Below are 13,963 nucleotides of genomic sequence, written 5' to 3' on the forward strand. Positions count from 1 at the left end.
GACCATGGAAGATTTTCAAAAAGTAATAGCGTTCTTATTAGAAAACAAACTGTTATTAAGCTTTCTGGTCGTCCTTGTTATCTTAGTCATTCGCCGAGTGACCCTTTCTGGTATCCGAGGGGATGTCGCTTTCTTATCTGAAGATCAGCGTAAATGGATGTCGAGAACTAAAAATGGTTCTTTTGCTATTATCGTTATCACGTTGTTTTTGGTTTGGAAGTCTGAAATCAGTGAGTTTGCACTGTCGGTTACGGCTATTGCCGTCGCTATTGTCGTTGCCTCCAAAGAAATTATCCTGTGCTTTACTGGTTCTATCCAAAGAGCGAGCTCTCGTTCATTTAGAATCGGAGATTGGATTGAGGTTGGCAAAACGAGTGGTGAGGTAATAGAGCACAACTTAATGGCGACTGTTATTCAAGAGATAGACTTGTATCACGGCCAATATCACTTCACTGGCAAAACGATCACTTTGCCAAACAGCATGTTCTTCACTTACGCGGTAAAAAACCTAAACTTCATGAAAAGGTATGTCTACCATAGCTTTTCTATTATTGTTCCTGGGTTTGACAACTTATTCCCGTTATTACCTGAACTTACGAGTAAAATTGAACACCATAGTGAGAGCTTTATCGATGTTGCGCGGCGCTATAACAGTGTTATAGAGAAACATGCCGGCGTCGATCTTCCTGGTTCAGAGCCACATATCCACATTTCTAGTGGCGCTACGGGGGAACAAATTCTACATGTAATGATATTTTGCCCAACAGAATTAGCGACACATCTAGAGCAAGAAATTCGCGCTGATTTTATGAATATCTACCACCATGCATTTCCAAGAGATATAGAAAAAACTACGTAAAAACAGTTCGTTATATTTTGAAACACTTTCAATATAACTATTAATACTTCTCGGACATTCAGCTGACTTGTAATTTGCTAGTCTGCCAAAGCTTGTTCCAATTAGAAGATAAAATGGTGTTTCAATGCCTAAAAAACTACTCGTTGCTAGCCTAGTCTCTGCTGTTCTTTTAGCAGGGTGCGGTGAAACAACTAATACCCAACAAAACGCGCCAGCGCCTCTAGTACAAACCCAAGCGGTGGAGGTGGTTCCTCATCAACAAAGTAAAATTTACATCGGACGCATGGATGCGGTAGAAGACACGGCTATTACAGCTCAAGTCTCAGGCTACTTACTGGAACGTCATTTCCAAGAAGGGCAAATTGTAGAAAAAGGACAGTTGCTCTATACCATCGAGCCATCAACGTTTGAAGCTCAAGTAGCGAGCGCAAAAGCTATGGTTTCAGAAGCTCGCTCCTCGTTAAAGAAAGCAGAACTGGACTTCGAGCGTGGTAAGAACCTAGTTAAATCAAACAATATTTCTCAGGCCGAATTTGATGCGTTAACTGCTTCACTAATGAGCGCTCGCGCGCAATTAGAAGCTGGAATTGCACAAGAGAAAGTTGCTGAAGTAAACCTATCGCATACTACGATCAGAGCACCATTCACGGGTCGAATCTCTGACAGTAAAGTGAGTACGGGTGACTTGTTATCTCCGTCTTCAGGTGTGCTTACTACTCTAGTGAGTATGGACCCTATCTATGCCTCATTCAGCATATCAGAGCGAGAACGACTTGCCTTAGGCATGGACCAAATCGAAGGTGATGGTTCTGATGAGTCCAATGGCGTAGCAGTCAACGTTATCCTAGAAGATGGTCGTGTCTATGAGCAACAAGGGAAAATCGACTTTTTAGGCAACCGAATTAATCTTAATACTGGCACATTAGCGATGCGTGCCGTGGTTGAAAACCCAAGTCAAAGGCTGTTACCAGGTCAACATGTTCGCGTTGAGCTTATGGAAAAAGAGGCGAGCGACGTAGTTACTGTGCCAAGACGAGCAGTACAAACTGACCTAGAAGGTGACTTTGTCATGATCGTTTCTGAAGGAAATGTGGCGGAGCGCCGCAATGTTGCGCTAGGACCTCAGGTGGAAACGGGTGTTGTGATTCGCTCTGGTCTTAAAACTACTGATGTTGTTATCACTCAAGGTCTACAACGTGTAAGAAATGGAATCCCTGTACGTATTCAAGAGCCTAAGTCACAAGAACAGGGTGCCTAATACATGTTAAGTCGTTTCTTTATTCAAAGACCAAAGTTCGCTTTGGTTATTTCGATAATACTCACACTCGCCGGTGCTATTTCTTTGATGGTTCTACCGGTTGCTGAGTATCCTAAAATCAGTCCGCCATCGGTAAGTGTTACCGCTTATTATACAGGTGCAAGTGCGGAAGTCGTTGAAGAAGCTGTCGCCGACCCAATAGAGACGTCGGTGAATGGTGTAGAGAACATGATTTACATGTCCTCAAAGAGTGCTAACGATGGTTCATATAACCTAAACGTAACCTTCGACATCGGTACTGATCCGGACATGGCTCAGGTTAACGTTCAAAACCGCGTATCGCAGATAGAATCAAAACTTCCGCAAGAAGTTCGTATGGTCGGGGTAACAGTTAAAAAACGCTCGCCTGATCTGTTGATGGTTCTAAACTTCTATTCTCCAGATGGTCGTTACGATGACCAGTTCTTGATTAACTACATTAATCTCAACGTTAAAGATCAGCTGGCTCGTGTTAAAGGCATTAGTGAAGTTAACGTTATTGGTGGCGGTGAATACGCGATGCGCGTATGGTTAGACCCCGATAAGCTAGCGAATCTAAAAATGACTACCAGCGATGTCTATGCGGCGTTAGCAGAACAGAATGTTCAAGTTGCTGCGGGTAGGGTCGGTGCTGCGCCTTATGCTGATCCACAAGAGGTACAATTTAACCTAGTAACTAAAGGTCGTCTTGAGTCAGTCAGCGAGTTTGAAAACGTCGTTCTTCGAGCAAACTCTGATGGTTCAACGGTCTACTTAAAAGATGTTGCTCGTGTTGAATTGGGTAAGAAGTTCTATGACGGTAGTGGTCAATTCCGTGGTGAGGACGCATCAATCGTTGCGCTAAACCTACAATCTGATGCTAATGCATTAGAAAGTGGACAGGCAGTGATGGATTTACTTGAGCGTCTAAGTGTCAATTTCCCTGAGGGAATGGCATATGAAACCAGTTATGACACGACGGTGTTCGTTGCAGAATCGATCAAGGGCGTAGTTAAAACACTGGTGGAAGCTATTTTACTAGTAATCGCAGTAACGTATCTGTTTTTAGGTAGTGCGCGAGCAACATTAATTCCAGTTGTTGCTATCCCGGTATCTCTAATTGGTACGTTTGCCGTGATGAACATGACCGGCTTTACGATCAATACAGTAACCTTATTCGGGATCATTCTTGCAATTGGTATCGTAGTGGATGACGCCATCTTGGTTATCGAGAATGTGGATACCATCATGAAACGCAATCCTCATATCTCGCCAAGAAAAGCAACCTTGATGGCGATGAAAGAGGTAACAGGGCCGATTATTACCTCGACGCTGGTTCTATTGGCTGTATTCATTCCTGTGACGTTGCTCCCAGGGATCACAGGAATCATGTACCGCCAGTTTGCGCTGACTATTTGTATCTCGGTAATCATCTCGTCGATAAACGCGTTAACACTATCACCAGCACTTTGTTCATTAGTATTGAAACAGGGCGGAGGAAACACAGCTCGTTGGTTCCAAACGTTTAACGGACTGTTAGAACGTATCACGATGCGATATGGCCAAGTTGCAGGATTTTTGGTTAAAAAATCCTTGCTGCTAATGACATTCTTTATTATTGCGGTAGGCGCAGTAACTTTCCTTTCGAAAAATACGTCAACAGCGTTTGTTCCTCAAGAAGATAAAGGCATTCTACTGGTAAACGTCCAACTTCCTGATTCAGCCTCGTTATCTCGTACTACTGAAACCACTGAAAAATTGGTGAATCTAGTGCAGCAGGAACCGGGAATCGATGGAATCACGGTTGCTAACGGATATGCGTTTATGACCGGAGCCGCGGCTTCCAATGGTGCTTCACTGTTTATCAAACTGAAAGACTGGAGTGAGCGAAACGGATTTGAAGGTGATCATTCTGCAAACGCGATTGCAGCACGAGTTAATGGAATGGCGGCTCAGCAGATTCCAGGAGCAGTTGTGTTTGCAATGGGGCCGCCAGCGGTTCCGGGTATGGGAGCAGCTTCGGGTTTCGAGTTTGTTCTAGAAGATACCTTAGGACGAAGCCGAACTGACCTTGCTCTAGTAATGCAAGATGTGATTCAGACGGCTAATCAACAACCGGAAATAGCCTATACGTTCAGTACTTTCCGAGCAAATGTTCCACATTACTATGTCGATATCGACCGTGAGAAAGCTCAACAGTTAGGGATCCCTCTCTCATCGATATTTCAAACGCTACAGGGTAACTTAGGTTCATTGTACGTGAATGACTTCACGATGTTTGGTAAGAACTTCCGTGTGACGGTACAAGCTGATGCCCAGTATCGAAGTGGAATGGAAGATTTACAATTGTTCCACGTGCGCTCTTCAAACGGTGAGATGATTCCATTAAGCACATTGGTTTCTTACGAACAAGTGTTTGAACCAGACGTCGCGTGGCGATACAACATGTACCGAAGTGCTGTTATCCAAGGACTACCAGCTCCTGGTTATTCGAGTGGTGATGCGATTGCTGCGATGGAAAGGGTAGCTGCTGAGGTACTCCCAATGGGTTACCAGTATGAATGGACAGGAATGGCCTACCAAGAAGTACTAGCGGGTAACCAAGCGATTTACGCGTTTGCGTTAGCGTTAATATTTATCTATCTGTTCATGGTGGCTCAATATGAGAGTTGGACGATTCCTTTAGCCATCATACTCGTTGTTCCGGTCGCGACATTGGGGTCGTTTATAGCTCTGAATCTGACTGGTACGCCTCTTAACCTCTATGCGCAAATAGGTCTCGTCTTGCTCATAGCGTTGGCGGCGAAGAATGCGATATTGATAGTAGAATTCGCCAAACTAGAGCGTGAAGATAAAGATGTGGCTATCGATGATGCAGCTGTTAGAGGAGGGATGCTGAGATTCCGAGCGGTGAATATGACGTCTTGGTCGTTTATCTTAGGTATATTCCCTTTGATTTTTGCATCTGGTGCCGGTCACGTAAGTCAAAATTCGTTAGGTATTTCATTAGTTGGTGGATTGTTATGTGTATTGCTAGCCGGTACGTTCTTGATTCCGGGCTTTTACGCCATGATTCAACATCGACGTGAGAAAATACGTGGTGGAAGTACTAAGTTAGTACCTCTAGAAGACGACGAATAATCTAAAAAAAAGCTAAATTCTAATCTAAAGCCCCTCTATATAGAGGGGCTTTTTTATAAAATGTAATGTTCTGTCTCATGGATTCTGACAAATCCATACAGTAGGATCTAAAAAAGAGACTAGGGCTGTATTTTGTACGGCGTTCAATTAACGCGGACTAAGATGGTGGTATAAGTTATTGTATTATAGAGTTAATTTGTATAAATATAGTTATATGCACCAACAGGCGTGCTAGGAATAATCTGACGCACCTGTAAACAGGTCTGATTGTAGTATTATGTAAATTTATGTATTGTTGCGATCAATATAGAGAAGAGTTGGACTCAATCATGGTAAATCAAAAATTGTTAATTGTAGAAGATGACACGAAGCTCAACGTGATGTTAGGCGATTACTTTAAAGCTCAGGGTTTTGAGGTAAAGACAGTTTTCGAAGGCAATGAAGCAGCTGAGCTAATTACCGAGTTCAATCCTGACATTACAATTTTAGACCTTATGCTTCCAGGCCAAGACGGATTATCTATATGTAGAGAGGTTCGCGATAGTTATCAGGGAAAAATATTAATGCTCACGGCCAGTGATGACGATTTTGACCATGTTGCTGCCTTAGAAACAGGGGCTGATGATTTTGTATCTAAACCGATTAAGCCTCGTGTATTACTAGCTCGTGTCCGTAATTTATTGAGACGTCCTACTGACGACCACGTACAAATAGACGGAAATTCCATGTCCTTTGGCAGTTTAGTTATCTGCCAAAAAAGCAGAAGCTGTAAGTATGACAATGTTGATGTCGCACTAACTGATAGTGAGTTTGACCTATTGTGGTTACTTGGAAAATCAGCCGGGGAGGTTCTTTCAAGAGACTACCTTACTCGCCAATTACGCGGTATAGACTATGATGGTATAGATCGTACTATCGACAACCGAATAGTGACATTACGTAAAAAGCTTTCTGATGACGCGACAAATCCTAAAGGTATTATCACTGTGCGTGGAAAAGGCTATCTATTCGTTGCCGATGGTTGGAAACACTAAGGTAGCTTATTGTGTGGCGTATATTTGTAGAGTCTCTAGTAGGTTTGATCTTACTATTCGCAGCCAGTATCTATGGTTATGAATACCTAATTTACGGAAAGACGGACCCTGATTTAGTTGACGCCAACCTTCGTGTGGAAGCGTTTCGCGACATCATGAATCATGTGTCGACCAATGAAAGTGATGAGCAAGCCATTGAACTTATGGAGCTTTTCGCAAATAAAACACACCGTCTGCTAGAGCAGTATCCGCAAGATAAGCTTCCAGAGCCAATTAGTGAGTATTTTAAAGAAAACCAAGATACGCATTTTTTGTTAAATGATGACAGTCATTTATGGTTGAAGTTTGATAATAACCCTAATTACTTCGAGCTCTCTGATGACCCAGACTCTGAACTGATTAAAGCTATTGAGTTTGGGAATCAAGTGGTGTGGCTGTTTTTCTTAGCAAGCTTTGTTGCATTCAGCTTTGTACTCATTTGGTTCTTGAGCCGTCGTCTCCGAGTTTTGGAGAAAACAGCAATGGAATTTGCCAGTGGTAATTTTGCAGCGAGAGCCTCAGAACGTCATTGGGTGAGGTTAGGTAAGTTGAATCGGACCTTTAACAGAATGGCGACCAAGATTGCTGATCTTATGATCAGCAATAAAGCGTTAACTAATGCTGTTGCTCATGAGTTGCGAACGCCAATATTTAGGATTCAATGGCAAAGCGAAATACTGTTAGAGCAAATACAAGACCCAGAAGCGAAAAAGCAGCTAACCAGCATCATCGAAGATACTGAAGACATGGAAAAGTTAGTTGATGAGTTGCTCTATTATGCTCGAGTAGAACGACCAGATGCTGCAATTAACCTAGAGAGTGTAAACCTAGTAGAGTGGCTTAAGGAGAATCATGCTAAGTGGGAACATCACATAGGGCAAAAGTTTCTTCTGCAAACCTATCAGACTGAGCTACCAGCACAGATAGATGGTTTTCTTCTATGCAGAGCACTAGTGAACTTGATTGGTAATGCCAAACGTTATGCAAAAGATGCCATTGTTGTAAAAGTGGTTCCTGATTCTGATCATATCGCGATCGAAGTTCATGATGATGGCATCGGTATAGAGCCAGAACACTGGAGTATGCTGTTTGAGCCGTTTTATCGTGTAGATAAAGCGAGGGACAGGGCGTCTGGCGGTTATGGGCTCGGTCTTGCTATCGTAAAACACATTATGCTTCGTCATGGTGGAAACGTGGAAGTCAGTCACAGTGAGTTGGGCGGAGCATGTTTTAGTTTGATTCTACCAATAAGAAAGGAGCCGTAAGGCTCCTTTCTTATTAATGGTTATTGAAGGTCAGTGCACAAAGGTGCGACTTCGATAAGTAACACGGGAACCCACTTTTTTATATTCTACTTTACCTTGGTCTTGTAACTTTCTCATAATGACGCTAAACACCCAGCTTTTGGGCGTGTCGTTTGAGCATCCAATGGGATTACAATGGTGCTTTAACCCAAGCTGCTTCTGAATTGTCACGGAAGAAACCCAGCCATCGGAAGTTGAACGTCCGCATTCGTGAAGGTAGGCATGCACTTCTTTAGCGACCCCTTGTAGAAGATCTTCAATTCTATCTTTTCGCTGTGGAGCTTTCATTTTCGTCTCCTTTATTATTGTTCTAGACATTGTTTGTCTGACGTATCGTTGAGTGGATTAAAAGTGCGGCCAGCCATCCATGAGCAGACCGCGATAAGAGAAATTCAACCAATTGTAATATCAGCTAAGTTACAAAACGTAGAGCCGATAACGTGATCATGGAATGCTGAAACACACATGACCAACAACGCGAGTAATTACAGTTAAATCAACTGTGGTTGACTCTCATAAACCCTTTTACCCGTTTTTATTTTTGTCGGGGAGTAGTGGTATTTATAACTAAACTGATATCAAAATTCATAAAACCCCCATTTTTTGGCGGTTATTGCTAAGAATATGGCAATTAAGGCTAAGTGATCTGAACGAGAAGTTTTTCGCAGGAATCTGAAGCGCTGATGATATACTTTGCTAAAAGGAAATTATCGATAACAAATTGAACCGCATGAAATTTATCCATACCTCTGATTGGCATTTAGGGAGACAGTTTCACAATGTCTCTTTGCTTGAAGATCAAAAGCAAGTCTTGAACCAAATCACTCGATACGTTACTGAAAATCATATTGATGCGCTAATCATTGCTGGTGACATCTATGATCGTTCAGTACCACCAACCGCAGCTATTGAAGTTCTCGACGGTTTTTTGAATCATATAGTTCAAGATTTGAACGTGCCGGTAATTATGATTTCTGGTAACCACGACGGGGCAAAGAGGTTGGGGTTCGGGTCAAAGCAATTCGATAAAGCAGGCCTGCACATCATTAGTTCACTTGAACAACTCTGTACTCCGGTCGAGATTGTGTCCGCTCAGGATAGCGTAGTCCATTTTTATGGTATGCCTTATAGCGACCCTGAAACGGTAAGGCACCATTATGATATTCAAATCAATAATCATGATGACGCACATGCTTACCTTGCCTCCCAGATCGGTAATGTCTTAGATAAAGATGTACATAATGTAGTTATTAGCCATTGTTTTATTGATGGTGCTGAGACTTGTGAATCAGAGAGAACATTATCAATAGGGGGAGCCGATCGTGTCAGCTATGAACATTTTAAGTCGTTTGATTACGTCGCGTTAGGGCACCTTCATCAAGCTCAAAAACGAGGACTAGAAACCATTCGCTATTCCGGCTCGATCATGAAGTATTCATTTTCAGAACAGCATCATAGAAAAAGTGTGACGTTAGTGGAAATCTGTGATGAGAGTGGCGAGATAACCACAAGAGCTTTGCCTTTAAACGCTCCGCACGATATGCGAGTGCTTGAAGGAGAGTTAGAGAACTTACTTGAACTAGGTCGAAGCGATGCAAATCTTGATGATTATCTATTGGTAAGACTGACGGATAAGCACGCGATTCTCGATCCAATGGCGAAGTTAAGAGAGGTCTACCCAAACGTACTTCATTTAGAAAAGCCTGGAATGTTGGTCGGTGTGGATAAAGAAATATCACAAGCCCGTTTAGGTCGTTCTGAAGTGGATATGTTCAGGGACTTTTTCCTGGAAGTCCAAGGTGACGAAATGACAGACAATCAAAAGGACATGTTATCAGAAGTTGTGATGTCGTTGAAAAAGCAGTCTGAGGAGTAATCAATAGTGAAACCTTTAAAACTGACTCTGCAGGCGTTTGGTCCATTCTCTGGTAAAGAGAGTATTGATTTTTCTCAGCTAGGTGATTGTCCACTTTTTCTTATCAATGGCCCCACGGGCTCTGGAAAAAGCTCAATTCTGGATGCGATTTGCTACGCGCTTTATGGCGAGACCACTGGAAGCGAGCGTACTGGCGATCAAATGCGTTGTGATTATGCTGATAGTAAAACGCTGACCACCTTGGTATTTGAGTTTGAACTGTCGGGTGAGAAGTATGAGGTTACTCGTAGTCCCGATCAGGAAGTTCCAAAACAGCGTGGAGAAGGTACAACAAAACGAAGCCATAGTGCTACATTACTTAAGCTTAGCGACAACACGCTTATTGCTAATAAACCTAAACAAGTAGGTGTCGCGATACAAGAACTGCTAGGACTTGACGTTAAGCAGTTTCGACAAGTGATGGTGATTCCTCAAGGAAAGTTTAGAGAGTTGCTAACCGCAAGTTCTAAAGAGAGGGAATCTATCTTTGGTCAGTTATTTCAAACACAAGTCTATGCGGCGATAGAACGTACTCTTTTTGATAAAGCAGCAGGTATTCGCAAAGCGAAAGAGGAATTTGATAACCAAATTAAAGGCGCATTAGATGTAGCTTCTCTTGAATCTTTACAGCAGCTCAATGACTCTTTAGATGTGTTATCTCCCAATGTTGAGCGCGCAAAGCAAGAATTACAGGTCGTTGAAAAGAGAAAAAACCAAGCTCAGCAAATATATGATCAAGCGCAGTCACTAGAAAAGAGATTCCAAGCTAAGAGCAACGTAGAGGCTGAGGCGAAAACGCTAAACGACAAACGCGGAGAAATTGCACTAAACAAGCAAATTATGACGAGTCACAAGCAGGCAATAAAAATTAGACCTACTTTTGATGAAACCATAAAGCTTGAACAAAACATGTCAACTTTATCGGAACGTATTGATATTGGACGTGGAAAAATACAACAAGCGGAGAAGGAACGAGATGCTTCTATTACTGCTTTGGAACAACAAAAACTGGTTCATAAAAGGAGTGAAGCGCTCAATGAAGAAAGCTACTCCTTAAAGCAGTTAGAAAAAACTCTGAACCAACTTGATGATAAAAGGCGAGAAGCTAAACATGCTGACAGTCAATTCAACACATATGTAGAGCAGCATAAACAAGTATCCGATGAAGTCGAACGACTTCAGGCGCAGACTCTAACGTTTGAAAAATCGTTGAGTGACGCAAGGAAAGAGAAGCAGAAACTTGGTGAAGTGACAATGTCACTCAGTGAGCGGCGGAAACAATGGCAAGGTATTGAAACACTTAAAACAATAGCCGCGAATATTGTAGCGTTGCAGAAACAGCTAAATGACACTCAATCTACGGTTAAAAACTTGTCGGCTTCGGCTCAAGCCGCTACTCGCAAGCGTACAGAATGTGAAATAGCCTGGCATTCTAGTCAAGCCTCGATACTGGCCGCGACTCTTGAAGAAGGTACCGCTTGTCCAGTTTGTGGTAGTGTTGAACACCCTAAACTAGCGGCACCATCACAGGAAACCGTTAGCTTACAACAATTGAATGACTTTAGAGCCAATGAAACGAACGTAAATGCAGAGCTAAACCAGCAGCAACAAGAGCTAGTAAGGCTAAATAGTGTTCTAGACAGTGCCGTATTACAGCGAAGCGACCTTATAAATTCATTAGAGTTGGATGAGGCGAAGTTAGATCAATCTGCTATTGAAACGCAAAATCAAATAACGATGCTTGAAAACAAAATCACTGAGCTCAACAAGATTGATTTAAGCGCCATGGAATCGCGCCTTAACAAACACGTTAGCGAAACATCAGCCAAGCAAGAGTTATTAAACACGTTAACGAATTCAGTTAATAAAGCGGCAATTTCAAAAGAGCAACTGCGAGCAGTGGTTGTACAGTTGGAATCGAACAACAAGACTGGATACGCTAATGCCCAATTAGTCCTTCAGCGTCAAGCCTCAATCTCTGATGAACTAATGCAGCTTTCTCAGGCGCTTGAAGCAGCACGGCGCTATGCTAATCAGACAGCAGAAACCTTGGTTAAATATCAGTCTCATTTGGACACATTAACTAAGCAATTGAAGGACTTATCAAACGAACATGCGTCTTCAGTAGAGAGGTGGAAGACACTACTGTTGAGTAGTCATTTTTCTGACGAGGAAGCTTTCTTGTCCTCGATAGTAGACGAGCCACGTATCGCTGCACTTGAGCTTGAGCTTGAGACGTTTGTTCGAGATGAGGTTAGAGTAAGCGAGCAGCTGAAGCTGTTGACTGAAGAGTTGAAAGGTGTAGAGCACCCGAACGTCCAGGAACTGCTTGTTGCCAAAAATGAAACTGATGCATCGTATCAACATATGTTAGGTCAGTTCCAACAACAGCAATCTAAACTGGATAGCCTAAATAACGTATTAACTCGAGTGAACTCGTTGGTGTCGCAAAATGCAGAGCTTGATAAGCAATATCAAGTGGTTGGGACATTAAGTGACGTGGCTAATGGTAAAACGGGTAATAAAATTAGTCTTCATCGTTTTGTATTAGGCGTATTGCTTGACGACGTACTCATCCAAGCATCACAAAGATTGAGATTGATGAGTAAAGGTCGATATGACCTAAAACGAAAAGAAACACGAAGTAAAGGTAATGCAGGGTCTGGCTTGGATTTGATAGTAGAGGATGCATATACAGGAAAATGGCGTGATGTGGCGACGCTCTCGGGTGGTGAGTCATTTATGGCAGCGCTTTCCTTAGCACTAGGGTTGTCAGATGTTGTTCAATCCTATAGTGGCGGCATTCGATTGGATACGCTGTTTATCGATGAAGGATTCGGTAGTTTAGATCCAGAGTCACTCGACCTTGCAGTTCAGACTCTAGTTGAGCTTCAACAAAGCGGACGAACAATTGGGATTATTTCCCATGTCTCCGAATTAAAAGAACAAATGCCACTTCGTCTAGATGTCCATGCATTGCGAATTGGTAGTACAGTAAGTTTGGTTAATTAAGGGTATTGTATGCTAGACCAAATCACGTTTTTCGAAAGGTTTGAAGCTGATATTTTGTCAGGTAAGAAAACAATTACGATTCGCGACAAAACAGAAATTGATTTTGAATTAGGACGAGTTATTCCTGTTGCAACGTTTGAAACTGGTAGAAAGTTTGGAAATTTAAACATTGTTTCTATTGAGGCGATCCAATACGACGACATTAATGAGGCTCACGCTCATCAAGAGAACATGACTTTGCCTCAGCTAAAAGAGGTCATCCGTGACATCTATCCTAGTGAGAACGAATTGTATGTAATTACGTTTGAGCTAGCATAATCGCTTGTAAGGTCTGTTCCCAAAACACCAGTTGTTAGCAAAAAGGGCACTCTTCTTGTTGATAGACATGTTCACCTCTAAGGTGGTGAACATGCTTTCTTCCTTCGTCTCGTCCCATATCGTAACCTACATCCAGCAACTCTTTTTTCATTGTTAAACGTCGCACCGGGAAATGCTCTGGTGGAGAGATGACACGAATGACGCAGTCAAGTGGCGGGTTCTTGATAAAATCCAAAGACTCATTGTAGTTTTGAGCGCGTTTAGTGAGTGCTCGGCCTACATTTGGGTGTTTGACAAACATCTTTTTCATCAGCCAACCTGATTTAGGTTTGGGCATTTCGTAGCTTAACGGATGAGACAGGATAACCGTTATGTCTCTGGCTCCTCGACGATAAGCCTCACGTACGGGAATAGAATCTGCTACGCCACCATCGGTATAACACCCACCATCAAAGCAAGGTGTTTCTTTATAGGCGAGAGGTAATGAAGCGGTTGCCTCTAATGCTTTAGCGATATTGGAACGAGTGACTTCATAGTAATCCGGTAGACCTGTTGAAACATTTGTAGCTGCGGCAATAAAAGGTACGGAATTGAATACCGTGTCTTGATCGAGTGGAAACTGTCTATTGGATTCTTCATATAGCCATTTAACATCTACGAGATGTCCACCAGCTACAAACCGTCGAGGGTTGTAAAACTGCTTGCTAGTCGCGAGCTCTTTAATAACTTGGTAGCTTCGACCAGGAGCATTCCCTAAATATCCCAGTAGGTTTGATGCTCCGGCAGAAACGCCGATAACGAAGTGGTATGGCTTGTACGACTGTTCTAAAAATGCGTCCAACACACCTGCTGCAAATATGCCTCGCATTGCGCCACCTTCGACGATCAGTGCTTTATCGGTCATATGGATTTCTCTTCTCTTGGGTTATGTCGCAACAATACTAGGATTGTTGAAGCACGTATAACTGGCTCTACTTATTTCATTAATTGGTAAAACCGATAAAACATCAGGTTAAAAAGCAAAAACTCATGTTGGTTTTTTGGTCTGATTCAAAGAATTCTCGA

Annotated in this window: 9 protein-coding genes and 2 pseudogenes; 9 read left to right on the forward strand and 2 right to left on the reverse strand. The window is 42.5% G+C overall.

Annotated elements, in window-relative coordinates:
* Positions 1-4 precede the first annotated feature (4 nt).
* From OH456_RS04890 to OH456_RS04910, 5 genes are all read left to right on the forward strand, one after another.
* A complete protein-coding gene (locus tag OH456_RS04890; protein ID WP_006073609.1) occupies positions 5-859 on the forward strand; it encodes a mechanosensitive ion channel family protein in 855 nt (284 codons plus the stop codon).
* Between the two features lie 124 nt (positions 860-983).
* A complete protein-coding gene (locus OH456_RS04895) occupies positions 984-2,117 on the forward strand; it encodes an efflux RND transporter periplasmic adaptor subunit (RefSeq protein WP_006073611.1) in 1,134 nt (377 codons plus the stop codon).
* A gap of 3 nt (positions 2,118-2,120) precedes the next feature.
* Positions 2,121-5,276, forward strand: a complete 3,156-nt coding sequence (locus OH456_RS04900; RefSeq protein ID WP_270032924.1) for an efflux RND transporter permease subunit — start codon at positions 2,121-2,123, stop codon at positions 5,274-5,276.
* 326 nt (positions 5,277-5,602) lie between these two features.
* Positions 5,603-6,310, forward strand: coding sequence for a response regulator transcription factor (locus tag OH456_RS04905; RefSeq protein ID WP_038222812.1), 708 nt, complete (start codon positions 5,603-5,605; stop codon positions 6,308-6,310).
* A gap of 11 nt (positions 6,311-6,321) precedes the next feature.
* Positions 6,322-7,614 (forward strand): ATP-binding protein, encoded by a 1,293-nt coding sequence (locus OH456_RS04910; RefSeq protein ID WP_006073615.1) that lies wholly within the window; start codon positions 6,322-6,324, stop codon positions 7,612-7,614.
* Between the two features lie 30 nt (positions 7,615-7,644).
* On the opposite strand, the gene OH456_RS04915 is transcribed toward OH456_RS04910, so the two are convergent.
* Complete coding sequence (locus tag OH456_RS04915) at positions 7,645-7,941, reverse strand: hypothetical protein (RefSeq protein WP_006073617.1); 297 nt, start codon at positions 7,939-7,941, stop codon at positions 7,645-7,647.
* Positions 7,942-8,383: 442 nt separating this feature from the next.
* Between OH456_RS04915 and OH456_RS04920 the strand changes: the two genes are divergently transcribed.
* From OH456_RS04920 to yqfB, 4 genes and pseudogenes are all read left to right on the forward strand, one after another.
* A complete protein-coding gene (locus OH456_RS04920) occupies positions 8,384-9,529 on the forward strand; it encodes an exonuclease SbcCD subunit D (protein ID WP_270032925.1) in 1,146 nt (381 codons plus the stop codon).
* Between the two features lie 6 nt (positions 9,530-9,535).
* A pseudogene (locus OH456_RS25965) lies at positions 9,536-10,270 on the forward strand (AAA family ATPase); the annotation flags it as partial.
* Between the two features lie 714 nt (positions 10,271-10,984).
* Positions 10,985-12,580 (forward strand): annotated as a pseudogene (locus OH456_RS25970) (SbcC/MukB-like Walker B domain-containing protein); the annotation flags it as partial.
* A gap of 9 nt (positions 12,581-12,589) precedes the next feature.
* Positions 12,590-12,898, forward strand: a complete 309-nt coding sequence (gene yqfB, locus OH456_RS04930) for a N(4)-acetylcytidine aminohydrolase (protein WP_088878544.1) — start codon at positions 12,590-12,592, stop codon at positions 12,896-12,898.
* A gap of 34 nt (positions 12,899-12,932) precedes the next feature.
* Here the strand turns inward: yqfB and OH456_RS04935 are convergent, their stop codons facing one another.
* A complete protein-coding gene (locus OH456_RS04935) occupies positions 12,933-13,802 on the reverse strand; it encodes a patatin-like phospholipase family protein (RefSeq protein ID WP_006073625.1) in 870 nt (289 codons plus the stop codon).
* Between the last annotated feature and the right edge of the window lie 161 nt (positions 13,803-13,963).

The sequence above is a fragment of the Vibrio sp. La 4.2.2 genome (assembly GCF_027586995.1).
GTDB classification, from domain to species: domain Bacteria; phylum Pseudomonadota; class Gammaproteobacteria; order Enterobacterales; family Vibrionaceae; genus Vibrio; species Vibrio mediterranei.

Bases quoted from the DNA above. Each gene is read 5' to 3' on its own strand.
- OH456_RS04890 (WP_006073609.1), top strand. From the start codon at position 5: ATGGAAGATTTTCAAAAAGTAATAGCGTTCTTATTAGAAAACAAACTG.
- OH456_RS04895 (WP_006073611.1), top strand. From the start codon at position 984: ATGCCTAAAAAACTACTCGTTGCTAGCCTAGTCTCTGCTGTTCTTTTA.
- OH456_RS04900 (WP_270032924.1), top strand. From the start codon at position 2,121: ATGTTAAGTCGTTTCTTTATTCAAAGACCAAAGTTCGCTTTGGTTATT.
- OH456_RS04915 (WP_006073617.1), bottom strand. From the start codon at position 7,941: ATGAAAGCTCCACAGCGAAAAGATAGAATTGAAGATCTTCTACAAGGG.
- OH456_RS04920 (WP_270032925.1), top strand. From the start codon at position 8,384: ATGAAATTTATCCATACCTCTGATTGGCATTTAGGGAGACAGTTTCAC.
- yqfB (WP_088878544.1), top strand. From the start codon at position 12,590: ATGCTAGACCAAATCACGTTTTTCGAAAGGTTTGAAGCTGATATTTTG.
- OH456_RS04935 (WP_006073625.1), bottom strand. From the start codon at position 13,802: ATGACCGATAAAGCACTGATCGTCGAAGGTGGCGCAATGCGAGGCATA.